The organism is Streptosporangium sp. NPDC050855 (assembly GCF_044456585.1).
GTDB classification, from domain to species: Bacteria; Actinomycetota; Actinomycetes; order Streptosporangiales; family Streptosporangiaceae; genus Streptosporangium; species Streptosporangium longisporum.
This window is the reverse complement of record NZ_JBITFY010000011.1, coordinates 258,379-282,182: the sequence shown is the minus strand read 5'-3', so window position 1 is coordinate 282,182 and position 23,804 is coordinate 258,379. Positions and strand designations below refer to the sequence as shown.

At 72.8% G+C, this 23,804-nt stretch carries 26 protein-coding genes and 1 pseudogene; 18 read left to right on the top strand and 9 right to left on the bottom strand.

Annotation, left to right across the window (positions count from 1 at the left end; all coding sequences use genetic code 11):
• Positions 1–91: 91 nt before the first annotated feature.
• Complete coding sequence (locus ACIBCT_RS23340) at positions 92–1,036, top strand: alpha/beta fold hydrolase (protein WP_399191764.1); 945 nt, start codon at positions 92–94, stop codon at positions 1,034–1,036.
• A 195-nt stretch (positions 1,037–1,231) separates the two neighbouring features.
• Here the strand turns inward: ACIBCT_RS23340 and ACIBCT_RS23335 are convergent, their stop codons facing one another.
• Positions 1,232–2,077, bottom strand: coding sequence for an arylamine N-acetyltransferase (locus ACIBCT_RS23335; RefSeq protein WP_399191762.1), 846 nt, complete (start codon positions 2,075–2,077; stop codon positions 1,232–1,234).
• Positions 2,078–2,152: 75 nt separating this feature from the next.
• On the opposite strand from ACIBCT_RS23335, the gene ACIBCT_RS23330 reads away from it, so the two are divergent.
• The 3 genes from ACIBCT_RS23330 (at position 2,153) to ACIBCT_RS23320 (ending at position 4,599) form a co-directional block, all read left to right on the top strand.
• Entirely contained in the window at positions 2,153–2,815 is a 663-nt protein-coding gene (locus ACIBCT_RS23330; RefSeq protein WP_399191760.1) for a TetR/AcrR family transcriptional regulator, read from the top strand.
• Between the two features lie 223 nt (positions 2,816–3,038).
• Positions 3,039–3,446: a YciI family protein gene (locus ACIBCT_RS23325; RefSeq protein WP_344897820.1), complete on the top strand. Its 408-nt coding sequence runs from the start codon at positions 3,039–3,041 to the stop codon at positions 3,444–3,446.
• Between the two features lie 7 nt (positions 3,447–3,453).
• Positions 3,454–4,599, top strand: coding sequence for an RNA polymerase sigma factor (locus tag ACIBCT_RS23320; RefSeq protein WP_399191758.1), 1,146 nt, complete (start codon positions 3,454–3,456; stop codon positions 4,597–4,599).
• A gap of 9 nt (positions 4,600–4,608) precedes the next feature.
• Here the strand turns inward: ACIBCT_RS23320 and ACIBCT_RS23315 are convergent, their stop codons facing one another.
• On the bottom strand, positions 4,609–4,992 hold the full coding sequence (locus ACIBCT_RS23315) for a hypothetical protein (protein ID WP_399191756.1): 384 nt from the start codon (positions 4,990–4,992) through the stop codon (positions 4,609–4,611).
• 261 nt (positions 4,993–5,253) lie between these two features.
• Here ACIBCT_RS23315 and ACIBCT_RS23310 point away from each other — a divergent pair, with 261 nt between their 5' ends.
• Positions 5,254–5,784: a MarR family winged helix-turn-helix transcriptional regulator gene (locus ACIBCT_RS23310; RefSeq protein WP_399191754.1), complete on the top strand. Its 531-nt coding sequence runs from the start codon at positions 5,254–5,256 to the stop codon at positions 5,782–5,784.
• Between the two features lie 166 nt (positions 5,785–5,950).
• Here ACIBCT_RS23310 and ACIBCT_RS23305 read toward each other — a convergent pair whose 3' ends face one another.
• From ACIBCT_RS23305 to ACIBCT_RS23295, 3 genes are read right to left on the bottom strand one after another with little or no spacing between them, the layout of a single operon-like run.
• Positions 5,951–6,277 carry a DUF1048 domain-containing protein gene (locus ACIBCT_RS23305; protein WP_399191752.1) on the bottom strand — a complete coding sequence of 109 codons (327 nt, stop codon included), beginning with the start codon at positions 6,275–6,277 and terminating at the stop codon, positions 5,951–5,953.
• 1 nt (position 6,278) lies between these two features.
• Positions 6,279–6,635: a DUF1048 domain-containing protein gene (locus tag ACIBCT_RS23300; RefSeq protein WP_399191750.1), complete on the bottom strand. Its 357-nt coding sequence runs from the start codon at positions 6,633–6,635 to the stop codon at positions 6,279–6,281.
• Positions 6,632–6,958, bottom strand: a complete 327-nt coding sequence (locus ACIBCT_RS23295) for a PadR family transcriptional regulator (RefSeq protein ID WP_399191748.1) — start codon at positions 6,956–6,958, stop codon at positions 6,632–6,634. Before ACIBCT_RS23295 ends, ACIBCT_RS23300 begins: the two co-directional genes overlap by 4 nt.
• A 290-nt stretch (positions 6,959–7,248) precedes the next feature.
• On the opposite strand from ACIBCT_RS23295, the gene ACIBCT_RS23290 reads away from it, so the two are divergent.
• Both ACIBCT_RS23290 and ACIBCT_RS23285 read left to right on the top strand, forming a co-directional pair.
• Positions 7,249–8,667: a sensor histidine kinase gene (locus ACIBCT_RS23290; RefSeq protein WP_399191746.1), complete on the top strand. Its 1,419-nt coding sequence runs from the start codon at positions 7,249–7,251 to the stop codon at positions 8,665–8,667.
• Positions 8,664–9,335, top strand: coding sequence for a response regulator (locus ACIBCT_RS23285; RefSeq protein ID WP_399191744.1), 672 nt, complete (start codon positions 8,664–8,666; stop codon positions 9,333–9,335). The genes ACIBCT_RS23290 and ACIBCT_RS23285 overlap by 4 nt, the downstream gene beginning before the upstream one ends.
• A 39-nt stretch (positions 9,336–9,374) precedes the next feature.
• Here the strand turns inward: ACIBCT_RS23285 and ACIBCT_RS23280 are convergent.
• A pseudogene (locus ACIBCT_RS23280) lies at positions 9,375–9,815 on the bottom strand (phosphatase PAP2 family protein); the annotation flags it as partial.
• A 417-nt stretch (positions 9,816–10,232) separates the two neighbouring features.
• Between ACIBCT_RS23280 and ACIBCT_RS23275 the strand changes: the two are divergent.
• A complete protein-coding gene (locus tag ACIBCT_RS23275) occupies positions 10,233–10,679 on the top strand; it encodes a hypothetical protein (protein ID WP_399191742.1) in 447 nt (148 codons plus the stop codon).
• 15 nt (positions 10,680–10,694) lie between these two features.
• Here ACIBCT_RS23275 and ACIBCT_RS23270 read toward each other — a convergent pair whose 3' ends face one another.
• Together ACIBCT_RS23270 and ACIBCT_RS23265 are read right to left on the bottom strand one after the other, a co-directional pair.
• Complete coding sequence (locus ACIBCT_RS23270) at positions 10,695–12,272, bottom strand: MDR family MFS transporter (protein WP_399191740.1); 1,578 nt, start codon at positions 12,270–12,272, stop codon at positions 10,695–10,697.
• Between the two features lie 177 nt (positions 12,273–12,449).
• A complete protein-coding gene (locus ACIBCT_RS23265) occupies positions 12,450–13,064 on the bottom strand; it encodes a TetR family transcriptional regulator (protein WP_399191738.1) in 615 nt (204 codons plus the stop codon).
• Between the two features lie 411 nt (positions 13,065–13,475).
• Between ACIBCT_RS23265 and ACIBCT_RS23260 the strand changes: the two genes are divergently transcribed.
• The 9 genes from ACIBCT_RS23260 to ACIBCT_RS23220 all read left to right on the top strand — a co-directional run bounded on the left by ACIBCT_RS23260 (position 13,476) and on the right by ACIBCT_RS23220 (position 22,275).
• Positions 13,476–15,026 (top strand): ABC transporter substrate-binding protein, encoded by a 1,551-nt coding sequence (locus ACIBCT_RS23260; protein WP_399191736.1) that lies wholly within the window; start codon positions 13,476–13,478, stop codon positions 15,024–15,026.
• Positions 15,023–16,003 carry an ABC transporter permease gene (locus tag ACIBCT_RS23255; protein WP_399191734.1) on the top strand — a complete coding sequence of 327 codons (981 nt, stop codon included), beginning with the start codon at positions 15,023–15,025 and terminating at the stop codon, positions 16,001–16,003. The genes ACIBCT_RS23260 and ACIBCT_RS23255 overlap by 4 nt, the downstream gene beginning before the upstream one ends.
• A 1-nt stretch (position 16,004) precedes the next feature.
• Positions 16,005–16,817 carry an ABC transporter permease gene (locus ACIBCT_RS23250; RefSeq protein ID WP_399191732.1) on the top strand — a complete coding sequence of 271 codons (813 nt, stop codon included), beginning with the start codon at positions 16,005–16,007 and terminating at the stop codon, positions 16,815–16,817.
• Positions 16,814–17,758 carry an ABC transporter ATP-binding protein gene (locus ACIBCT_RS23245; RefSeq protein ID WP_399191730.1) on the top strand — a complete coding sequence of 315 codons (945 nt, stop codon included), beginning with the start codon at positions 16,814–16,816 and terminating at the stop codon, positions 17,756–17,758. Before ACIBCT_RS23250 ends, ACIBCT_RS23245 begins: the two co-directional genes overlap by 4 nt.
• Positions 17,751–18,425 carry an ABC transporter ATP-binding protein gene (locus ACIBCT_RS23240; protein ID WP_399191728.1) on the top strand — a complete coding sequence of 225 codons (675 nt, stop codon included), beginning with the start codon at positions 17,751–17,753 and terminating at the stop codon, positions 18,423–18,425. The genes ACIBCT_RS23245 and ACIBCT_RS23240 overlap by 8 nt, the downstream gene beginning before the upstream one ends.
• Positions 18,426–18,898: 473 nt before the next feature.
• Positions 18,899–20,140 (top strand): sensor histidine kinase, encoded by a 1,242-nt coding sequence (locus tag ACIBCT_RS23235; RefSeq protein WP_399191726.1) that lies wholly within the window; start codon positions 18,899–18,901, stop codon positions 20,138–20,140.
• Positions 20,141–20,159: 19 nt separating this feature from the next.
• A complete protein-coding gene (locus ACIBCT_RS23230; protein ID WP_399191724.1) occupies positions 20,160–20,762 on the top strand; it encodes a response regulator in 603 nt (200 codons plus the stop codon).
• Positions 20,763–20,890: 128 nt separating this feature from the next.
• Positions 20,891–22,039, top strand: coding sequence for an anion permease (locus ACIBCT_RS23225; protein WP_399191722.1), 1,149 nt, complete (start codon positions 20,891–20,893; stop codon positions 22,037–22,039).
• On the top strand, positions 22,036–22,275 hold the full coding sequence (locus ACIBCT_RS23220) for a hypothetical protein (protein WP_399191720.1): 240 nt from the start codon (positions 22,036–22,038) through the stop codon (positions 22,273–22,275). The genes ACIBCT_RS23225 and ACIBCT_RS23220 overlap by 4 nt, the downstream gene beginning before the upstream one ends.
• Here ACIBCT_RS23220 and ACIBCT_RS23215 read toward each other — a convergent pair.
• Positions 22,214–22,510 (bottom strand): DUF3817 domain-containing protein, encoded by a 297-nt coding sequence (locus tag ACIBCT_RS23215; protein WP_399191718.1) that lies wholly within the window; start codon positions 22,508–22,510, stop codon positions 22,214–22,216. The genes ACIBCT_RS23220 and ACIBCT_RS23215 overlap by 62 nt on opposite strands.
• A 173-nt stretch (positions 22,511–22,683) precedes the next feature.
• Between ACIBCT_RS23215 and ACIBCT_RS23210 the strand changes: the two genes are divergently transcribed.
• Positions 22,684–23,751, top strand: coding sequence for a LacI family DNA-binding transcriptional regulator (locus tag ACIBCT_RS23210; RefSeq protein WP_399191716.1), 1,068 nt, complete (start codon positions 22,684–22,686; stop codon positions 23,749–23,751).
• Positions 23,752–23,804: the final 53 nt, after the last annotated feature.

Below are 23,804 nucleotides of genomic sequence, written 5' to 3'. Positions count from 1 at the left end.
CGTGTCGACCCTCGGTCTCCCCGAGGGCGCCGACGCCGTCCCCGGGCGCCTTCGCCTCCTGACCACCCCGAAAAGATGAAGAGGAAATGCAATGTTCGATCCAGCCGATTTTCCCGAGCCCACCCTTGTCCCGGTCAACGGTGTGGAACTCGAAGTCTTCGAAGCCGGACGGCAGAACGCGGGAAAACCCATCGTGCTCTGTCACGGCTGGCCGGAGCACGCCTTTTCCTGGCGTCATCAGATGCCCGCCCTTGCCGCAGCGGGCTACCACGTCATCGTCCCGAACCAGCGAGGTTACGGAAAATCGTCGCGTCCGACCGAAGTGACGGACTACGACATCGAGCACCTGTCCGGTGATCTCACCGCGCTTCTCGATCACTACGGATACGAAGACGCCACCTTCGTCGGTCATGACTGGGGCGCGGCCGTCGTCTGGGGGCTGACCCTGTTGCATCCGAACCGTGTGAACAAGGTGATCAACCTGAGCCTGCCCTACCTCGAGCGCGGGGAAAAGCCCTGGATCGAATCCATGGAAGATGTGCTCGGCGGCGACTTCTACTTCGTCCACTTCAATCGACGGCCAGGCGTCGCGGACGCCGTGTTCGAAGAGAACACGTTCCGGTTCCTCCGCAACCTGTACCGGAAGAACCAGCCCCCCGCGGAGCCTCGGCCGGGTATGGCGTTGATCGATCTCGCCAGGGCGGAGACACCACTCGGTGAGCCCGTGATGAGCGACGGCGAACTGGCCGTTCTCGTCTCCGCCTTCGAATCGTCGGGGTTCACGGGCAGTGTCAACTGGTACAGGAACCTCGACCGCAACTGGCGCTTGCTGGCGGACGTGAACCCGATCATCCGGCAGCCCACGCTCATGATCTATGGCGACCGGGACACGGTCCAGAAGTCCGAAACGCTGACGGATTTCGTGCCCCACGCGGAAGTGGTCAGCCTGGATTGCGGTCACTGGATCCAGCAGGAAAAGCCGGAAGAAACAAACCAGGCGATCCTGAAGTGGCTGGACCGGCGGGATGCCACCTGACGCGTGCTCCGGGAGTGCCGTGGGCCGGCCGACGGCCGCGACCGGCCGGCCCACAGCAGCATGCGTCGGTCATGGACGGACAGCGAGACGCGGTGGCGGCCGACTCGAACGAAACCGCGGCCTGGCCGTCCGCCACCAGGCCACCTGCGACATCACCGCGATCGACGAATGACTCCGACCCGCTCATGGAACACGCTAGGGGGCGTCGGCGCGTGCGCGCCACAGGTCGTCCTGGGTGCCCGTCCTGTGCCAGAGCCGGGCGACGCCGTCCGGGCCGAGGTCGTCGAGCGGGACGAGGAAGTCCGTGGAGAGCGTTCTGGCGAAGTCGTCCGCGTCCCCGATCGTCCGGGACGTCCTGTCACCGGCGCCCAGCCGTCGCAGCGTGCGCGACAGCAGGACCAGCGTGTGGCCGCCGACCGGCCGGGCGGCCATGAGCGTGGTGACGTACGCCGACCCGGCGGAGGTGGACAGTTCCCGGCAGCGGTCGGCGAAGTCGGTGGTCTCGCGCGGTGAGAGCCGGAGGTCGTAGGAGGCGATCGTCCCGCCGGGGTGGTGGTGGAAGCGCCAGGTGTCCGGGTCGAGCCGCTCCATCCGGTACGTCAGGTCGCCCTGGGTGTGCGGCCCTTCGCGCAACGGCAGCGGCTCGACGAAGCCGTCCCCGATGCCCGCGTCGGCCAGCCAGCGACGATCACCGAGGTCGACCAGCAGCGCGTTGTGGTTGCCCCACATCGCCTCGCCCCGGGTCGCGCGCAGGACGCCGGCCTCCACCATCGTCACCTGGAAGCCGGCCAGGCGCAGCAGCATGGCCAGGCCGGCGTTCTGCTCGTAGCAGTAGCCGCCGCGTCGCCGCCGCACGAGCTTGTCGAACAGCGCATCCGGTTCGAGACTGATCGGCCTGCCGAGCTGGATGTCGAGGTTCTCGTACGGCACGGCCCGCCGCCAGGAGCGGTGCAGGGCGACCAGCGTCTCCGGGTCGGCGGTCACGGGCCCGCAGTATCCGATCCTGCGGAGTATCGGGTCGATGGTCATCTCTACGCTCATCTCTGCCTCCTAAGTGAAAGAAGATCCACCACTTATTCAGTGTAAGCGGAGAATTTTCATCCGTATACTGCTGGAGTGACGAACGAGGACCCCGGCCGCGCACTCCGGGCCGACGCCAGGCACAACCGCGAGCAGATCATCGAGGCCGCCCGCGTGCTCATCGCCGAGCGCGGCCCCGAGGTGCCCATGGAGGAGGTGGCCCGCCGCGCCGGTGTCGGGACCGCCACCCTCTACCGCCGCTTTCCCGACCGCGAGGCGCTGGTGCGCGGGGTCGCGCTGGACGGCTTCCACCGCGTGGTCGCCATCGCCCGCGACGCCGAGGACGAGGAGCCGGACGCCTGGCGGGCGCTGTCGCGCTTCGTCCGCCGGGCCTCCACCGAACTGCGGCTGGCCACCTGGCTGTCGATCTGGTTCGCCGGCACCTGGGAACGGATCCGCGCCGACCCCGAGGAACAGCGGCTGCGCCGGACCCTGCTGAAGATCCTCGACCGGCTCGTCCGCCGCGCCCAGACCGACGGCGACCTGCGCCACGACGTGGACGCCGGGGACCTGACGCTGATGATGGCCCTGCTGCTGCGGCCGCTCCCCGGCCTGCGTGCCGAGCTCACCCAGCGCAGCGTGGACCGCTACCTGGCGCTCATGCTCGACGGCCTGCGCGCCGGCCCGGACATCCGGCCGCTGCCCGAGGGCGACATCGGCCTGGCCGACATCGGCGGCGAACGGCCGCCTTCACCGTGACCGGCCCTGACCCGTCCGGGCCGGTGCTCCGCCGGATCCGGCCGGCGTCGGACCGCGGCCGGACGCCGAGCGGCTCCCGTGACCGTGCGTGGCCCTCGCGGGACGCGGGATCTTCGCGATCCACGGGAAAAAAGTCCCGGCGGGATGTCGAGAACCCGTCCGCGGCTCCGTCCCCGGGGCGGACACGGCCACAATGGAGCCGTACCGCACCGAGGAGAACACGATGGCGAAGTACCTGCTGCTCAAGCACTACCGCGGCGCGCCGGCGCCGGTCAACGACGTGCCGATGGACCGGTGGACGCCGGAGGAGGTCTCGGCCCACGTACGGTACATGCAGGAGTTCGCCGCCCGGCTCGAGAGCACCGGTGAGTTCGTCGACGGCCAGGCGCTCTCCCCGGAGGGCACGTTCGTCCGCTACGACGGAGAGGGGCGCCCGCCGGTCACCGACGGCCCGTTCGCGGAGACCAAGGACCTGATCGCCGGCTGGATGGTGATCGACGTCGAGAGCCACGGGCGGGCGCTCGAACTGGCCGCCGAGCTGTCCGCGGCTCCCGGGGCGGGCGGGAGGCCGATCCACGAGTGGCTGGAGGTACGCCCGTTCCTGACCGAGCTTCCGACCATCACGGAGTGACGGACCGGTGGACGAGAGGTTGCTGCGGGCCCTCACCCCCACCGTGATCGGCGTCCTCGTCCGTCGCGGGGCCGACTTCGCGTCGGCCGAGGACGCCGTGCAGGACGCCCTGGTCGAGGCCGTGCGGGTGTGGCCGGGCGACCCGCCGCGGGATCCCAAGGGCTGGCTGGTCACCGTGGCCTGGCGCAAGTTCCTCGACGCCGTCCGGGCGGACGCCTCCCGGCGGCACCGCGAGGTGCGCGTCGAGGCCGAGCCCGCTCCCGGTCCGGGCGAGGCGGCCGACGACACGCTCCGGCTGTACTTCCTGTGCGCGCACCCGTCCCTGACACCGGCCTCGGCCGTCGCGCTCACGCTGCGCGCGGTCGGCGGCCTGACCACGCGTCAGATCGCGCAGGCCTACCTCGTGCCGGAGACGACCATGGCCCAGCGGATCAGCAGGGCCAAGCGGACCGTCTCGGGTGTCCGGTTCGACCGGCCAGGTGACGTCGCCACCGTGCTGCGGGTGCTCTACCTGGTCTTCAACGAGGGCTACTCCGGTGACGTCGACCTCGCCGGTGAGGCGATCCGGCTCACCCGCCGGCTGGCCGCCGGGATCGACCACGAGGAGGTCGCGGGCCTGCTCGCGCTCATGCTGCTCCACCACGCCCGGCGCCCGGCGCGGACCGGCCCCGACGGCAGGCTTGTGCCGCTCGCCGAGCAGGACCGTGGCCTGTGGGACACCCGCCTGATCACCGAGGGCGTCGACGTGCTCCAGGCGGCCCTCGCCCGCGACCGCCTGGGCGAGTTCCAGGCCCAGGCGGCCATCGCCGCGCTCCACGCCGACGCCCGGACGGCCGGGGAGACCGACTGGGTGCAGATCGTCGAGTGGTACGACGAACTGGTGCGCCTCACCGGCAGCCCGGTGGCCCGGCTCAACCGGGCCGTCGCGGTCGGCGAGGCGGACGGCCCGCGGGCCGGCCTGGCCGCGCTGGCGCGGCTCGACCCGGCCCTGCCCCGCCATGCCGCCGTCGCCGCGTACCTGCACGAGCGTGACGGCGACCCGGTCACCGCGGCGCGGCTCTACGCCGAGGCCGCCCGGTCGGCGCCCAACCTCCCCGAACGCGACCACCTCGTGCGGCAGGCCGCGCGGCTCAACGTGCTGCTGCGCGGCTGAGCGGTTCCCTCACTCCCGGTCCCGGCGGGCGCGCAGCTCGCGGAGCTCGCGGAGTTCCCGGAGCTCGCGGAGTTCCCGGAGCTCGCGGAGTTCCCGGAGCTCGCGGAGTTCCCGGAGCTCACGGCGGGCCCGGTGACGGTCGCGGCGGCGCTCCTCGCGACGAAGGTGGTACCACTCCCGGCCCCCGTGGCCGTAGCCGAACAGGTGGTAGGCGTAGGTGGTGGCGCTCCAGTGACATCCGCTCGTGCGGTGGCTCAGGGACGCGCTGTCGGCGGTGATCTCCTCGGGCAGCGTGCAGGGCCCGAACCGGTGGTCGTGAACGGGCAGGCAGGTCACCATCGGTGTGTCCGCCATCCGCACCCACCAGGGCCGGGTCTTGTCGGTCTTGCTCATACGGTCACCTTTCGGCTCCGTGACGCCCCGGGCTGGGGCTGTCACAAGACCGGATGCACCGTGATCACCTCCGACTTCACGCACGATGGAACAGGACCGGAACGACGTCGCCGCTCAGGCGGACCGGCTCCGACGCTACTACGATCCGCGCGGGTGCGCGCGTCGCCCGCCTGGGGTGACACGGCCCCGGAGGGGCGACGCGGGCGCGCCGGGGGCGGCGCTGTCGCAACGCTTTGAATTCGCAACATGTACCGTGAGGGCATGACCGACAGCCGTCCCGACACCGAGGGCGCCCAGCCGCTCGACCCCGCCCAGCTGGGTGCCTACTTCGTGCTCATGGAGGCCGTCAGCCTGCTCCAGTACCAGGTCGAACAACAGCTGCGCGCCGAGGGCGGCATCACCTATGTCCAGTTCCAGCTGCTGGCCCGCCTCGCCCACGCCCAGGGGCCGCTGACCATGACCGAGCTGGCCGACGGCGTCGTCTACAGCCGCAGCGGCCTGACCTACCAGGCCGGCCTTCTGGAGAAGGCCGGTCTCATCACCCGCGGTCCCAGCCCCGACGACGAGCGGGCCACCGTGGTCGCCGTCACCGACGACGGCCGGGCGCTCGTCGACCGCGTCCTGCCCGGCCACGTCCAGGTCACCCGCCGGCTGCTGTTCGACCCCCTGACCGACGACGACCTGCACCACCTCGGCGACATCATGACCCGGGTACGCGACCACATGCGCGCCCGGCCGCCCCGCTCCGCCGCCCCCCGCAAGGGGAACGCCGCGCCCCCGGCCGCGTCGTGACGGGTCGCGTCGTGACCGGTCGCGTCGTGTCCGGCCGCGTCATGACGGGTCATGACGGGTCGCGTCGTGACGGGTCGCGACGGGCCGCGCCGATGAACACCGCGTGCGTGATCGGGCTGCGGCACCCCGGGCGCCCGCCGGTGCCTCGCCCGCGGGTGCCCGGGTGTCACGTCCCGGCCGTGCCGGGTCTCCCGCGGGCGGACTCCTGGTAGACGTCCGCGTAGGTGCGCGAGTCCTTGATCAGGTCGTCGCAGAAGGCGGCGACGTCGTCGCCGAGGAGTTCCCGGACCCCCGTGCCGGCCGCGACGCCCTCCTCGAAGAAGTCGACGATCCCCGGCAGCAGGGGCCCGTCGGGCAGGTCGACCGGCCCGACCTTGAAGAGGTACCTCTGGATCTCCGTGTAGACGATCCGGTAGTCCGGCGGGAGCGCCCTGACCCGCGCCGTGTGCACCCGCCACCGTCTCTTGCCCTCGATGATGTCCTGGATGCCCACGTCAGCCTCCCAGCCGGTCCAGTTTCCTCGCCACGTTCCTGTTCAGCTGCTCGCGCCACCGGTCGCGATGGCCCCGGCCCCTTTCCTCGCCGGCCAGCGCCGCGCAGAAGCCCTCGATGTCGTCACCCAGCACCTCGTGGGCGCTCTGCCCGTCGGCCGCGGTCTCCTCGAGCAGCCCCAGGGCGTTGTCGAGGATCGGCGTCAGGTTCCGGCCGGTGAAGTCCGCGTAGGGGGAGAGATGACCCTTGATCTCCTCCCACGCCGCCCGGTGGCCGGCCGGCAACGCCTGGGCCCGGGCCTCGAACGCCCTCCACTCCCTGGTGAGATCGCCGCCCGTGATGGTCTCCCAGACGTTCATCTCCCGCCCTCCCTCAGCTTCTCGAGCCGCGATGTGATGTACTCCCATTTCGCCCAGAACGTCGCGAGCTTGTCGCGTCCCGCGTCGTTGAGCACGTAGAACTTGCGCGGCGGGCCCAGCTCGGACGGTCGTTTCGTCACCTGGACGAGCCCGTTCCTCTCCAGCCGCAGCAGGATGGTGTACACCGTCCCCTCGACGACGTCGGCGAAGCCGAGTTCGTTCAGCCGGCGCGTGATGGCGTACCCGTAGGTCTCCTCGTTGCCGATGATCTCCAGTACGCAGCCCTCGAGCGTGCCCTTCAGCATCTCCGTCAGGTCGTCCATCGTGGGTCCTCTTCGCTCTCCCGGTATTCGGTGCCACCGAGTACCACTATACAGTATCACCGAGTAGCAGGTCGTGTCCCGGGGACGGCCGGTACGGGCCTCGGGGCGCCCCGGTTCATCGGCGAGCGCGCCGGGCGCGGGGAACCGGGCGCCTGCCGGTGGGGACGTCGTGGTGCGGGCCGGGTGCGGTCCATGCCCCCGTCCGGACACGGCGACCCGGCGGGTCCGTCCGTGCGGGGATGACGTGTCCGATATGAGTGTTCGAGGGTCTTCTCCTATTGTGCGGTTGCATGGGGAGAACGTCCGTGATGCCGGTCGGAAGCGGAGACGGCGACGGGTGGTGGCCTGCGGTCTCGGCGGAATGGCCGATCGGGCTGGCCGCGGCAGGCGCCGTTCTGAGCCTCGCCACCCCGTGGTGGGCGGTGCCGGCCGTGCCGGCCGCGTTCCTGGCCGGGACGCGTCCCGGACCCGCCAGGAACGCGGCGTTCGTGCTGGTCGCGGTGGTGTCGGCCGGTGTGGTCGCGATCTGCGCGGTCCCGGCGTGGACGGCGCTGGGGGACGGGTTCGTGGCGGTGGTGGCCGCCGCCATGACGGCCTGGTTCGCCGGGCGTTTCCGGCGGCAGTACCGCGCGCTCGTACGGGCGGGCTGGGAGCGGGCCGCGCATCTGGAACGCGAGCAGCGGCTGGTCGCCGAGCAGGCGCGGCTGCGCGAGCGGACCCGGATCGCCCAGGACATGCACGACGTCCTGGGCCACGAGCTCAGCCTGATCGCGCTGTCGGCCGGGGCGCTGAAGCTCGCCCCCGGCCTGGCGCCTGAGCACCGGGCGAGCGCGCAGGACATCAGGGAGCGGGCGGGGACGGCCGTGGAGCGGCTGGGCGAGGTCGTCGGCCTGCTGCGGGAGGAGGACGGGCCGGCCGAGCCCCCGGGCACGGACGTGACCGAGCTGGTCGAGCGGGCCTCGGCGGCGGGGCTCGCGGTCACCCTGCGCGTCGAGGGCGCCGCGGACGGCCTGCCGCCGGTGGCCGGACGCGCGGCGTACCGCGTCGTGCAGGAGGCGCTGACCAACGCCGCCAGGCACGCGCCCGGCGCGCCGGTGTCGGTGCGGGTACGGCACACCGAGGCGGAGACGCGGGTCGAGGTGGAGAACGGGCCCCCGGCCGGTCCCGCCCCGGCCGTCGTCTCGGGCGGCCGGGGGCTCATCGGCCTGGACGAACGCGTCCGGCTCGCCGGCGGGATCCTCGCCCACGGCCCTGCCGGCGGGGGCTTCACCGTCTCGGCCCGGCTCCCGCGCGACCGGGCCGTGCGCGCGGACCTCCCCGAGGACGCCGCCGTGCCGCGGGAGCACCGGCGGGCCCGCGGCAACGTGCGCCGTACGGTCGCCTTCGCCCTCCTGCTGCCCCTCGTGACGGCCGCGCTGATCGGCGGCGGCCTGCGCCTGTGGGAGGCGCGGACCGCCCGCTGGTCGGTGCTGCCGCCGCAGGACCACGCGGCCCTGCACCTCGGCCGGCCGCGCTCGGACCTGGCGCGCCTCCTGCCGGAACGGCAGGCCGGGCGCCGCCCGGACGTTCCCGAGCCGGCCGGACAGGGTACGACGTGCGAGTATTACGCGATGACCGCCGATCTTCTCGACGACCGGTACGGGGACGCCTACCGCCTGTGCTTCCGCGCGGGCCTGCTGGTGTCCTCCGACACCCTGGTGGAGAGATGATCCGGGTGCTCGTCGCCGACGACGAGCCCATGATCCGGGCCGGGGTGCGGGCGATCCTGGCCACCGATCCCGGCATCGCCGTCGTGGCCGAGGCCGCCGGCGGCCGCGAGGCCGTGGACCTGGTCCGGCGGCACCGCCCCGACGTGGCCGTGCTCGACGTCCGCATGCCGGGAGGCGACGGCATAGAGGCGGCGGCCGAGATCCGCAGGACGGTCTCCGCCACCGGTGTGGTGATCCTGACCACGTTCGGCGAGGACGACTACATCCTGCAGGCGCTCGGCGGGGGAGCGGCGGGGTTCCTGGTCAAGTCCGGTGATCCGGAGGAGCTGATCGCGGGCGTCCGGGCGGTGGCCGACGGGGCGGCGTACCTGTCACCGAGGGTCGCGGCCCGGGTGGTCGCGCACCTCGCCGCCGGTGACGCCGGGGCCCTGGCCGGCCGGCGTCGCGCCGCCCGCGTCCGGGTCGACACGCTGACCGCCAGGGAACGCGAGGTGCTGGGGTGCCTGGGGACCGGCCTGTCCAACGGGCAGATCGCGCGCCGGCTGGGGGTCGCCGAGGGCACCGTCAAGGCGCACGTCAGCTCGATCCTGACCCGGCTGGGCGTGGACAACCGGGCGGCGGCGGCCGTCGTGGCGCACGAGGCGGGCGTCGTCGCCGAGCAGCGCTGACACCGGGCGCGCGACGGCCGGGGTGATCGCCAGGAGCGCCGCCACCGCGACGCAGGCGCCGAGGACGGCCCCCGCCAGCACGTCGTGCGGGTAGTGGGCACCCGCCAGCACGCGCAGCGCCCCCGCCGCCACGGCCACCGGCACGGTCAGGACGGCCAGCCTCGGCCGCAGCACGCCCAGCCCGGCCGCGATCCCGGCGGCCAGGGTGGCGTGGTTGCTGGGGAACGACCAGTCCCCCGGCGGGGGGCAGCCCGCGATCGCCGTCACCGCCCGGCACGGCCGCTCCTCGTCCACGGCGAGCTTCAGGGCCTCGCTGAGCGCGTACGCGGCCACGGTGCCGGCGCCGGTCACGATCGTTCCCGCGACGCCGTACGCCTCCCGCCGCCGCAGCGCGCTCCAGCACGTCAGGGCGAGGACCAGCCCGAGCAGCACCAGGGGGCCGCCGGAGGCGACCTCCAGCCACGCGGGCACGCCGCCCATCGCCTCGTGAACCCACCGGTACGCCTCGGCGGAGGCGCCGGCGGTGACCCGTACCGGCTCGGGCGTGCCCAGCCCGCCGGGGGACAGCAGGCCCACCGTCGCCGCTCCCGCGGCCAGCAGGGCGGCCGGCCACAGCATCCTCGTACGGACGTTGTTCCACAGATCGGTCGTCATGGGTCAGGACCGTAGGAGCGGGCCACACCCCCGCGCCTCTGCCGGACGTCGGGTCCGGGACCAAGCGAACGTCGGGGTTGACACGCCGGCGGCGCGGCCCGGCGTCGCCGGTACGCGTACGGGGAGACGCCGGGATATCCTCGCCCTGCCGGCCCGACTGGAGGTCCGGCGACGCGCCCGGCCCGGCCGTCGCCGGGGCACGGGAGGTCCCGGCGCCCGCCCCCGCCCCCCGGAGAGACCGTCATGACCACGCCCGAGCACGGCACGACCTGGCGCGACGCCCGCTACGACATGCCCGTCGGCCGGCAGCTGGAGCGCTACGACGAGCTGGCCGCCAGGGACGCCTCGTCCCGCGCCCGGATCGAGCTGGTGGCCCGGGGGATCTACGATCCCGCCCGGCACGGGGCCGACGACCGGCCCGCGCTCACCGTGGCCGAGCACATCGAGCTGCTGGCGCTGGCGGAGAGCATCGCGCGCACCGTGCGCCACCCCTCCAACGTCCACCACGCGCTGCTGGCCGGGGTGACCTGGGCCGACATCGCCCGCGTCACCGACTCCGACGAGGCGACCGTCCGGCGGGACTACCGGCGGTGGGCCGACGACCAGTACGACCTCAACCGGCACTTCCCGGACCGCGGCATGACCGCCGACGAGCACGCCTCCGCGGTCGCCAGGGCCGCGGAGGGGTGAGGGACGCCCTCCCGCTCAGTGACCGGCGGCCGCGGCCTGCTCCCGGGCCAGCCTCTCCTCGCCCGACAGTGTGTTGAGCGGCTTCTCCTTGATGAACAGGACCGCCAGCAGCGCGAGCGCGGTGAGCGGCACGCCGATGAGGAACAGTTCGGCGGTGGCCGTCGCGTACACGTCCTGGACGACGCGGACGACGGGAGCGGGCAGTGCGGAGATGTCGGGTACGGCGTCGCTGTCGCCGCCCGCGCCACCGGCGGCTATCGGGCCGAGCTTCTCCGTCATGAGCGTGGTGATCCGCGCGGCCAGCACCGCCCCCAGGGCGCTGACGCCGACGGCGCCGCCCATGCTGCGGAAGAAGGTCAGCACCGAGGTGGTGACCCCCAGGTCATGGGCGGGCACGTCGTTCTGGGCGGCGAGGACCAGGTTCTGCATGAGCATGCCGACGCCGACGCCGAGCACCGCCATGTAGACCCCGAGCAGCAGCGTGCCGGTCTGGCCGTCGATGGTGCTGAGCAGGCCCATCCCGGCGAGCATGACGACGCCGCCGGCCACCAGGAAGCCCTTCCAGCGGCCCCACTTGGTGATGAGCTGGCCGGCCACGGTGGAGGAGACCAGCAGGCCGAACACCATCGGCAGGCTCATCAGGCCGGCGATCGTCGGGGACTTGCCGAGCGCCACCTGGAAGTACTGCGACAGGAAGACCGTGCCGCCGAACATGGCCACGCCGACCAGGACGCTGGCCACGGTGGCCAGGGCGACGGTGCGGTTCCTGAGGATGTACAGGGGGATGATCGGCTCGGCGGCGCGCGACTCCACCCACACGGCCAGCGCGAGGACGACCACGGCGGCGCCCACCAGGGCGACGGTCCACCAGGAGCCCCACTCGAACTGGTTGCCCGCCAGCGACGACCAGATCAGCAGCGTGGACACGCCCACCGTGATCAGCAGGGCGCCCAGGTAGTCGACCTTGACGTCCCTGCGGACCACCGGCAGATCGAGCGTGCGCTGCAGCAGGACGATGGCCAGGATCGTGAACGGCACGCCGATGAGGAAGCACCAGCGCCAGCCGAGCCAGGAGGTGTCCACGAGCACGCCGCCGATGAGCGGGCCCGCCACGGTGCCGACACCGAACACCGCGCCGAAGATGCCGGCGTAGCGGCCGAGCTCACGCGGCGGGATCAGGGCCGCCATCACGATCATCGCGAGCGCGGTCATGCCTCCGGCGCCGATGCCCTGCACGACGCGGCTGACGATGAGGACCTCCACGTTCGGCGTGAGGCCCGCGATCAGCGAGCCCACCACGAACAGTCCCAGCGAGAGCTGGATCAGCAGCTTCTTGCTGTAGAGGTCGGCCATCTTGCCCCAGAGCGGCACCGTGGCCGTCATGGCCAGCAGCTCCGAGGTGACGATCCAGGTGTAGACGGTCTGCGAGCCCCGCAGGTCGGTGATGATACGGGGCAGGGCGTTGGCCACGACGGTCGAGGCCAGGATGGACACGAACATGCCCACCATCAGCCCCGACAGTGCCTGCAGGACCTTTCTCCTGGAGGCGGGCGCCGCGGCCACGGACTCGGGCTGCGCGCTGGTGGATGTCATCTTTCCTCGATTTTCTCAGGTGATCACCGGCGTCCGCGGGACGGCCGCGGACACCGGCCGGACGAAGACGTTCACGGGGACGGCCGGAGCGGGACGGCCGGAGCGGGACGGCCGGAGCGGGACGGTAGGGGCGGGACGGTCGGAGGGGGACGGTGACCGGGGTGGTCACCGGGACGGTCACGGATCGGGCAGGCCGGCGGCGAGCCGGGCGAAGGCGTCGTCGACCAGGTCGGCCAGGGCCGTGCGGCCGTCGGCGGCGCTCCAGCGCATCATCGCCACCCGGAAGGCCGCCATGGTCACCGCGGTGACCAGCTCGGGGTAGCCGCTCGTACCGGCCTCCACCCCCGTCCGGCGCGCGACGGCGGCCGAGACGACGCGCTCGGTCTCGGTGCCGCCCGCGACCAGCCGGGGCAGGAGCGACGGGTTCTGCTCGAACACCTTCAGCCGCAGCAGCCACCGCTCGCGCTCTTTCTGGACGCGCTCGGCCTCGGCCCGCGACATCAGGCGCAGCGCCTCCAGGACGGGCACGTCCGCGGGCACGGCGTCCAGCTTCTCGCGCAGCTCGTCGGCGGACGCCGGGCCCGCGCCGACGAGCGCGTCCTCCTTGGACGGGAAGTAGTTGAAGAACGTCCGGGAGGAGAGGTCCACCGCCTCGGCGATGTCCTCCACCGTGACACCCGCCAGACCGCGCTCGGCCACCAGCGTCAGGGCGGCGTGCTCCAGGGCCGCGCGGGTCTCGAGCTTCTTCCGGTCCCTACGGCCGAGTTCGTAGGCGCTCTCTGCGGTGGTCACGGTGCCAACAGTAGGGAGGAACTTTCATATTCTGCAATGTTTCATATTATGAAGTGCCATAGATCACATCCGCGGACGGGCCGGCCCGTCCAAGCGGTCGTGCAGCCATTGGCGTCCCTCGCGCAGGGGCTCGGCCAGGTGGGGGTGCCCTCGTGCGGCGCGCAGCCATCGCCGCGCCGAGGACGAGGGTGAGGGCGGCGTACGCGCGGGTCACGGCCAGGCCCGCCCGGGGCGGGAGCGGGTCGTGACCGCCGAGCCGTGACGGGTCCGCGTCCACGTGCGCGAACGAGGGAACGCTCCGCGTGATCGCGAACTCGGCGGCGGAGGTGACCGCCGGCGGCCACGGCGCCAGGCCCGCGGCCGCCGACCCCGCTCTATTGCGAATCATTTGCAAGTGATAAGAATTCTCATGTGACTTGGCTTCCCCAGAAGTACGCCACGCTGTGCGCCGTCCTCGCCCTGACGGTCACGGCCTGCTCCGCCCCCCGGAACCCGGACGCCGCGCCGGACGACACGTTCGTCATCGGCCTGAGCTCGGAGTTCGACACCCTGAACCCGGTGCTCGGATACTCCCCGGACGGCGGCTCGCTGATCTTCGACGGGCTGATGCGCCGGGCCCCTGACCTGACCCTCGAACCCGCGCTCGCCGCCGGCCCGCCCGTCGTCTCCGCGGACGCCGAGACCGTCACCTTCACCCTGAAGGAAGGACTGAAGTTCCACGACGGCAGACCGCTGACCAGCCAGGACGTGGAGTACACCTACGAGGCGCTGCTCGACCCCGCCAACGCCTCCACGATCAGGAGCGACTACTCGGCGATCAAGGAGGTGACGGCCCCCGACGCGCGGACCGTGGTGTTCAGGCTCCGCCACCCCTACGCGCCGCTCGTGCAGCGCACCACGCTCGGCATCGTGCCCAAGGGCACAGCGGAGAAGACCAGGCCGGTCGGCAGCGGCCCTTACCGGTTCGTCTCCTGGACCCCCGGCGACAAGATCGTGCTGGAGGCCAACAAGGAGTACTGGGGCGGAGCCCCGGCGATCTCCAGGCTGGTGCTCGCCTTCGCCCCCGACGACAACGTGCGCGCGACCCGCATCCGGGCCGGCGAGTTCGACGCCACCGTCCTCGCGCCCAAGGCCGCAGCGGGCCTGCGCGGCCGGCCGGGAATGACCGTGTACGACGTGCCGAGCGCCGACTACCGCGCGATCATGTACCCGATGGACCGGCCGGTGACCGGCGACCGGGCCGTGCGCAGGGCGCTCGGCCTGGCCCTGGACCGCCAGGCGATGGTCGACACGATCCTCGCCGGCGCGGGCACCCCCGCCTACGGGCCGATCTCCCCCGACACCGTCTGGCACGACCCCGGGGTGACCGGCACCACCGACCCCGCGGCAGCGGCACGGCTGCTCGACGAGGCGGGCTGGACCATGGGAGAGGACGGCGTCAGGGAGAAGGCCGGGCAGAGGGCCGAGTTCACCCTGATGTACCCGGCGGGCGACTCGCTGCGCAAGGAACTCGCCCTGGCCGCGGCCTCCGACGCCAGGAGGATCGGCCTGCGCGTCGAGCCGATCGGCCTGGACTGGGACGCGATCGAGGCGCGGCTGGACAGGGACGCGGCGGTCATGGGATTCGGCAGCCCGTACGACCCCGACTACGTCAACTACGAGCTGTTCCACTCCGACTTCAAGGGCCGGGGCTTCCTCAACCCCGGCCGCTACGACGACCCCCGGGCCGACGCGCTGCTGGAACGGGGAAGGGCCTCGGGCCGGCAGGCCGAACGCCGACGGATCTACGCCGACTTCCAGAAACTCGTCAGGGACGACGAGGTCTTCTCGTACCTGGTCTTCCTCAAGCACGTGTACGTCGTCCGCGGCCGGTACGAGGGCATCGTGCCGGGCGTCGAGGGGCACGAGCACGCCACCGGGGGCCTGTTCGCCGGCGTCCACACCTGGAGGCCGGTCGCGTGAGGGCGATCCTCACCATGGTCGCCTGGCGGATCGCCTTCGCGGTGCCGCTGCTGGTGATCGTCACGATCGGCATGTTCGCGCTGGCCAAGGCCTCCCCCTTCGACCCGGTCAGGCAGTACCTCGGCGAACGCGCCCTGGTCACCTCCCCGGAGGCGGCCGAGGCGATCAGGCGGAACTGGGGCCTGGACCGGCCGGTCACCGAGCAGTACGCCACCTGGTTCACCGGCCTGGTCAGGGGCGAGCTGGGCGAGTCACGCTCCTTCCACCGGCCGGTCGCCGAGGTCATCGGCGAGCGGCTCGGCTGGACCCTGCTGGCCACCGGCTCGGCGCTGGTGCTGATGTTCGCCGGCAGCCTGCTGGCCGGGACCCTCGCCGCCCGGCGGCGAGGATCCTGGACGGACCGGGTGATCACCGGTGGCGCGTTCGCCAACGAGGCCGCCCCGGTGTTCTGGCTGGGACTGCTGGCCATCTGGGTCTTCGCGGTCCGGCTGGGCTGGCTGCCCGCCGGGGGCCTGACCGACGCCGCGTCGAGCACGGTCGACGCCGCCGACGTGGCCCGGCACATGGTCCTGCCGGTCGCGGTGCTGGCGATCTCCCAGTCGTCGTGGCTCGTGCTCTACGTACGCGAGTCGGTCATCGGGGTCCTGCGGGAGGACTTCGTGATCGGCGCGCGCGCCCGCGGCCTGCGCGAGCGGACCGTGCTCGTACGGCACGCGCTGAGGTCGGCGCTGCTGCCCTTCCTCACCCTGCTCGGCGCCCGGATCCCGGAACTGGTCACCGGCGCGATCCTGGTCGAGACGGTCTTCTCCTGGCCGGGCGTCGCCGCGGCCTCGGTACAGGCGGCGCTGGCGGTGGACTTCCCGCTGCTGGCGGCGCTCACCCTGCTGGGCACGGCGGCGGTGCTGGCCGGCAACCTGCTGGCCGACATCGCCTACACCGTGGCCGATCCGCGGGTCCGCACCCTGGGGGTGGGCTGAGATGCCGGCGAGGTTCGCGACCGCGGTCCTGGTGGTGCTGGCGCTGGCCGTGGTGCTGGTACCTCCCTTCGTGCAGCTGGACCAGAGCCTGGTGGACCTGCGCGCGGCCGGGCGGCCCCCCTCCCTGGCGCACCCCTTCGGCACGGACGAGGTGGGACGGGACGTGCTGATCAGGTCGATCTACGGGCTGCGGGTCTCCTTCCTCGTCGGGCTGGTGGCCGCGCTGGTCAGCATGGTGATCGGCGGGCTCGTGGGCCTGGCGGCGGGCAGCCTCGGGGGAGTGGCCGACCGCGTGCTCATGCGGGTGGTGGACGGGTTCAACGCCCTGCCGCACCTGCTGTTCGGCATCTTCGTCGTCGCGCTGTTCGCGCCCGGCGCCGCCGCGGTGGTGGTGTCGGTGGGGGTGACGCACTGGACCACGGCGGCGCGCATCGTGCGCTCGGAGGTGCTCTCGCTGCGCTCGCGCCCGTTCGTGGAGGCGGCGATCTCCGGGGGCTCGACCAGGACGCGGGTGATCCGCCGCCACCTCCTGCCGCACCTCCTTCCCCACCTGACGCTGGCGACGGTGCTGATGATGCCGCACGCGATCTGGCACGAGACCGCGCTGAGCTTCCTCGGCCTGGGGCTCCCGCCGCACCTGGCCTCGCTCGGCAACATGATCAACGACGGGCAGCGGTCGCTGCTCACCGGCGACTGGTGGTCGAGCCTGGTGCCCGGCCTGTTCATCGCGGTGCCCACGCTGGCGGTGTCGGTCCTGGCCCAGCACTGGCGCGACCGCCACAGCCCTCGCTGGAGATCGGAGCTGGAACTGTGAACGACCTCGGGCGACTGCGGGTCCGGGACCTGAGCGTCACCTTCCGCGTCCCGGGCGCGCTGGTACGGGCGGTCAGCGAGGCGACCTTCGAGGTACGGCCGGGCCGGTGCCTGGCGCTGGTGGGGGAGTCCGGGTGCGGCAAGTCGGTGCTCGCGCACGCGCTGCTCGGCCTGCTGCCCGCCAACGCCTCCGTCCGCGGCCGGGCCTGGCTCACGTGCGGCGAGCAGCCGGCCGAGCCGGTGGAGCTGATCGGTGCCCCGCAGGCCGTACTGGCCGGGAAGGTGCGCGGGCGCGCGATCGGGCTCATCCCGCAGAGCCCGGCCACCCACCTCACCCCGGTGCGCACCGCGCGGGCCCAGCTCCGGGAGGCCGTCCGCGAGCTCCGCTCGCACGCCACGGCCGACGAGCTCGCGGCCCGCTTCGGCCTGCGCCCCGAGGAGCTGGACCGCTACCCGCACGAGCTGTCGGGCGGTATGGCTCAGCGGGTGGCCAACGCGATCGCGCTGGCGGGCGACCCGTGGCTGGTACTGGCCGACGAACCGACCGGCGGCCTCGACCGGTCGCTGGTGGACCGGACCATGGCGACGCTGCGCGAGCTGTGCGACGAGGGACGCGCCGTGCTGCTGATCACGCACGACCTGCGCGCCGCCGAGCGGGTCGCCGACGATCTGGCCGTCATGTACGCCGGCCGCCTGGTCGAGACCGGGCCGGTGGCCGAGGTGCTCGGACGCCCCCGCCACCCGTACACGGCGGGGCTGGTGGCCGCCCAGCCGGACCGGGCGTTCGTCCCCGTCCCCGGCCTGCCGCCCGAGCTGACCCGGCTGCCTCCGGGGTGCGCGTTCCGGCCGCGCTGCGGCCGCCACACCGAGCGGTGCGCCACCGTGCCTGCGATGGACGGCGGCGTGGCCTGCCACCACCCCCTGGGAGGCAGGCATGCTTGAGGCGTCCGGCGTCACCGTCCGGTACGGCGCGCGCACCGTCCTGGAGGGGGCGTCACTGACCGTCAGGCCCGGCGAGGTGACCGGCCTGGCCGGGCCGAGCGGCTGCGGCAAGTCGACCCTGGCCAGGGTCATGGCGATGATGCTGCGCCCGGCGTCGGGCACCCTCGTCGTGGACGGCACGGCCGTGACGCGCTGGCGGGGGCGCGCGCCGCGCGAGCTGCGTACCCGGGTGGCCCTGATCTACCAGCAGCCCAGGCTCGCGGTGGACCCGCGCCTGACGCTCGCCGAGGTGATCGGCGAGCCGCTGGCCGCGAACGGCAGGCCGGACGGGGGACGCGTCGCCGAGCTGGCCGGGCAGGCGGGCCTGACCGGTGAGCTGCTCACCCGCAGGCCGCACGAGGTCTCCGACGGGCAGTTGCAGCGGGCCTGCCTGGCCAGGGCGTTGACCCTGGAGCCCCGCTACCTGATCTGCGACGAGATGACCACCATGCTGGACGCCTCCACCCAGGCGCACCTGGTCGGCATGGTGAACGCCTACCGGGAGCGCACCGGGGCGGGGGTGCTGGCGATCAGCCACGACCCGGTCCTGCTGGACCGCTGGGCCGACGGGGTCGCCCATCTCGCCGGCCTCACCGGCCGCGGTCACCGGGCGGATCCCCGCCGGTGACCCGGCGAGACGGTGACCCGGCGAGACGGTGACCCGGGAGGCGATGACCCGGGAGGCGATGACCCGGGAGACGGTGACCCGCGCCGTGCCGCGGATCAGCGGCGCCCGCGGGGGCCACCGGTCCCGGGTGTCGACGGTGAGCGCCACCCCGGGGTTCTGCCGCAGTGCCCGGAGCGCGCGCCGGGCGGTGCGACCGCGTCAAGACCTCTCCATGACATCTCCCAGGCCGACGTGTGACGCTACGTCAGTGCCGCCACCGCGCGACCGGATGGATACTGGGCCGGACCCTGGCCGTTCGACCCCGGAGAGCCACCCATGGACACCATGGACACCGACGCCCCGCGCGTTCCGCCGACGGCCCGCACGACCGTTCCCCGCGCGGTCCGCGCGGTGTTCCCCGTGGTGTTCGCCCGTTCTCGTCCCGGCGCCGGGCTTTCGTCCGACGGCGCGCGGTCACGGCCGGGGAGCGGCCGGTGGCCGGCGCGGAAGACCGCGGTCCCGGCCGGGACGAGCGCTCCGGCCGGAGCCGCCGCCCGGCCCGGCGGCTCGGCGGCCGGGTGAGGGCCGCAAGGCCGGCCCGGCCGGGGACGCGCACGGTCCCCGAGCCCGCCGGGACGACGCGGGGACGGCTGCGCAGGCTCAACCTCGTCATGTTCCTCCCGCTGCTCACCGTCGTCGGGCTGCTGCTGGTGGCGATGGACGCCCGGACCTGGTGGCAGGCCCTCGTCCTGGGGCTGGGCGTGGCCGCGGCCCTGGTGTTCTTCGTGCGGTGGGCGGCACGTGACACCGCCCGCGTCGCGATCCCCTGCCTGGCCGTCACCGCGGCCGTGTGGGCCCTCGGAGCGCTGGTGATGGGCACCGACACGGCCTTCTACGGCATCTTGATCGTGGGCTCCCTCGCCGTCCCCCGGCTGCCGCGCCACCGGGGCCTGGCGGCCATCGGGCTGATCTTCTATGTCGCCGCGGTGGGCGCGGCGAGACTGCTGGTCACCCGGGAGGACGTCGCGGGGGTCCTGATCGCGTACGTCATCGTCCCCGCGGGCGTCACGGCGGTGATGACCGGCCTCATGTTCCCCAACCAGAGGTTCTACGGCCTCGTCGCGGAGCTGGAGGAGGCACGGGAACGTGAGGCCGAGCTGGCCGTCGTCCGGGAGCGCGTGCGCTTCGCCAGTGATCTGCACGACATCCAGGGCCACACGCTGCACGTGGTGAAGCTGAAGATCGCGCTGGCCCGGAAGCTGGTGCACAGCGACGCCGAACGGGTCGAGCAGGAACTGCGCGAGGTGCACGCCCTGGTCAGCGAGACCATCACCCGGACCAAGGAACTCGCCTACGCGCAGCGGCGGCTCAACCTGTCCGCCGAGCTGGAGAACGCCAAGAACCTCTTCGAGGCCGCGGGCATCCGCGTGCACGTCGACCGCGAGGCCGAGGTCGACCCGTACGTCGGCGAGCTCCTGGGCCAGGTGCTGCGGGAGACGACGACCAACATCCTGCGGCACGCGCAGGCCGGGCAGGTGCGCATCACCCTGACGGGATCGGGCATCACCATCGTCAACGACGGCGCGCGGGAGGTCCCGCCTCCCGAGCTGCGAGGGCTCGCCACGCTCAGGGAACGCGTCGTGGGCAACGGGGGCGAGCTGACGGTGGAGCAGAAGGACGGGCGTTTCCTGACGGCCGCGGCGTTCCCGCACGGTCGTTCGGGCACCGCCCTGTGAGAGCGGGAAGGGACGGCCGATGACCACCGTGGTGCTCGCCGACGACGAGGCGCTGCTGCGCAAGGCGCTGGCGGCGTTGCTCCCCCTGGAGGGCGAGATCACCGTGCTCGCCGAGGCGGAGGAGGGGCGGGAGGCCGTCCGGGCCACGCTGCGGCACCGGCCCGACGTGCTCGTCATCGATCTGGAGATGCCCGGCATGGACGGGCTGGAGGCCGTCGCGGAGATCCGCCGCGCGCTCCCCCGGCAGGTGATCCTCATGCTGACCCGCCACGCCAGGCCCGGGGTGCTCCGCAGGGCACTGAGGCTCGGGGTCCAGGGCTTCGTCAGCAAGTCCGCGGAACCGGCGCACATCGTCTCGGTCATCGCGACCCTGCACGAGGGCAGGCGATGGATCGACCCGGACGTCTCGGCCCTCGCCATCGTCGACGACTGCCCGCTCACCGACCGCGAGCTCGACGTGCTGCGGGCCACCGGCGAGGGTTACTCGGCGGCCGACATCGCCGCCCGCCTCCACCTGGCGGAGGGCACGGTGCGCAACTACCTCTCGAACGCGATGCAGAAGACCCAGACCCGGACCCGGCACGAGGCGGCACGGTACGCCCGTGAGCACGACTGGCTCTGAGCACCGGCCGCGGCGCCCCGGCCTCCTCGGGCGCCGGGACGTGACCCCCGGTTGCAGGGAGTGTTAACTCTCCGTCAGGAAACGGTAACAGATGGTTAGAGGCCCTTCAAGGTGTCATATGTGCGGTTATGGATGCGAACCTCGTGTTGCTCGCGATAGTGATCGTGACCGCGCTGTGCTTCGACTTCACCAACGGCTTCCACGACACCGCCAACGCGATGGCGACCTCGATCGCCACCGGGGCGCTGCGGCCCAGGATCGCGGTCGCGCTGTCGGCGGTGCTCAACTTCGCCGGGGCGTTCCTGTCGCTGAAGGTCGCGGCCACCATCGCGACCGGCATCGTCGACACCGGCGCGATCACGTTGACGGTGGTCTTCGCCGGCCTGATCGGCGGCCTGGCCTGGAACCTGCTGACCTGGTACTTCGGCATCCCCTCCAGTTCCTCGCACGCGCTGATCGGCGGGGTGGTCGGGGCGACGCTGATCGCGGCGGGCACCTCGGCCGTCAAGGGGGCGGAGATCGTGTCCAAGGTGCTGATCCCGGCCGTCCTGGCGCCGTCGGCGGCGCTCCTGGTGGCCGCCGTCGGCACCTACCTGGTCTACGTCATCACCCGCGACGTGCCCGAGGGCACCCGGGGGCGCGGGTTCCGCTACGGCCAGATCGGTTCGGCGTCACTGGTCTCGCTCGCCCACGGCACCAACGACGCGCAGAAGACGATGGGCGTCATCACGCTGGCGATGATCGCGGCCGGGGTGATCGGCGAGGACGCCCGGACCCCGTTCTGGGTGATCCTGGCCAGCGCGACCGCGATCGCGCTGGGGACCTACCTGGGCGGCTGGCGGGTGATCCGCACCCTGGGCAAGGGGCTGACCGACATCGAGACCCCGCAGGGGTTCGCGGCCGAGAGCTCCTCGGCGGCCGTGATCTTCGCCTCCTCGCACTTCGGGTTCCCGCTGTCGACCACGCACGTGTGCACCGGCTCGGTGATCGGCTCGGGCGTCGGCAAGCACCTGGCCGAGGTCCGCTGGGGCGTCGCGGCCAAGATGGCCGTCGCGTGGCTGGTCACCCTTCCGGCCGCGGCCCTGGTCGGGGCACTGGCCTGGGCGGGGGCGAACGTGATCGGCGGCGCGCTGGGGGTGGGCGTGGTCTTCGGCGTCGCCCTGGTGCTGTCGGCGGCGCTGTACCTGGCCTCGCGGCGCGAGCCGGTCCACGCCGGCAACGTCAACGACGAATGGACCGGGCGCCTGGCCCCGGCGGTGAGGGAGCACGCGGCATGAGCGACTACGTCGACCTGGACGCCCTGTGGAAGGTCCTGCTCGCCTCGCTGCCGGCGGGCGCGGGCCTGGCCGCGGTCTTCTCCCTGGCCCTGGTGGGCCTGTCCGGCGGGCGTACGGCCGGGCGGGCGGGAGCCGGGCGACGTGTCACCCGGGCCGGCCGTGCCGGCGGGCCGGTCAGGCGGGTCGCCGGGCCGGTGCGCGCGCCGCCATCCGCCGTTCGAACCACACCGAGGTGAACGGCGGCACCGCGCACGCCAGGCCGAGCGCCACCGTGCCCCGGCTCCAGCCCGCCTCCCGCGCCGAGAGCACGACCCCGGCCGCGTACAGCACGAACAGCGCACCGTGGATCGGCCCGAACACCTTCACCCCGAGGTCGCCTGTCGCGGCCACGTACTTGAAGAACATCCCGACCAACAGACCCGCCCACGAGCACGCCTCGGCCACCGCCACGACCCGGAACCAGCGCAGCATGCCTCACCCCTCCACTCCGAATGATCACGCATACTCTACAGGCTGTAGAGCGCGGTCCTGAGACGGGAGGGCCCGCGGTCCCTCGCCGTCGGTGCGAGAGCCCGATCCCTCGCAAGATCACGGAAACCGTGAGGATCACCCGGTCGCGCCACCGGGCGATCTAAGCTGTCCCCATGACCGCCTCACGGGAGTCGTCCCCGTCGCCCGAGCGGCCCGAGCCCCTGACCATCGCGGAGATCGCCGAACGGGCCGCGGTGTCGGTCTCGACGGTGTCCAAGGTCGTCAACGGCAAGGCCGAGGTCTCCCCGGGCACCCGGACGGCCGTCGAGAGGATCATCGAGGAGTACGGCTACCGCCGCCAGCGCAGGCCCGCGAGCCGCTCGGCGATGATCGAGCTGGTCTTCCACGAGCTGGAACCGGCGTCCGGCTACGCGATGGAGATCATCAGCGGGGTCGAGCAGGTCACGCGACGGCACCGGCTGTCCCTGGTGCTCTCGCAGCTGCAGGGACGGCAGGTCGCGGATCCCGCGTGGTTCGAGGGCCTTCTGCACCGGCGTCCCTCCGGGGTGATCGCCGTGTTCTCCGGGTTCACCGCCGCCCAGACGGAACAGCTGCGCAAGCGCGAGATCCCCCTGGTCCTCGTGGACCCGACGGGCGAACCCTCCCACGAGGTCCCGTCGGTCGGCGCGGGCAACTGGAGCGGAGGGCTGACGGCCACCCGTCACCTGCTGGAACTGGGACACCGCCGTATAGCGATCATCGCCGGCCCGCCGCACCTGCTCTCGGCACGGGCCCGGCTCGACGGCTACCGCGCGGCGATGGACCAGGCGGGTGTACCGGTGGACCCGCGCCTCGTACGCGGGGACAGTTTCCTGTTCGAGGACGGCATCGAGCACGCGCTGGCCCTGCTCACCCTTCCGGAGCCACCGACCGCGATCTTCGCTTCCAACGACGGCCTGGCCATGGGGATCTACCAGGCGGCCGCGAGGACCGGCATGCGCGTCCCCGGCGACGTGAGCGTGGTGGGCTTCGACGACCTGACGCCCGCCCAGTGGGTCAGCCCGCCCCTGACCACCGTCCGCCAGCCGCTGCGGGACATGGGCATGGCCGGTGCGTCCATGGTGGTGGGTCTGACCAATGGCGAATCCCCGGTCCAGAACCGCCTCATCCTGAGCACCGAACTGATCGTCCGGGGAAGCAGCGCGGCGCCCGCCGGGAGACGTCCGGTACCGGTGGAATGAGGACGTGGGACCGTGTCCCACGGGGGCACTGGTGGGCCCCGGGCGCGGTGATC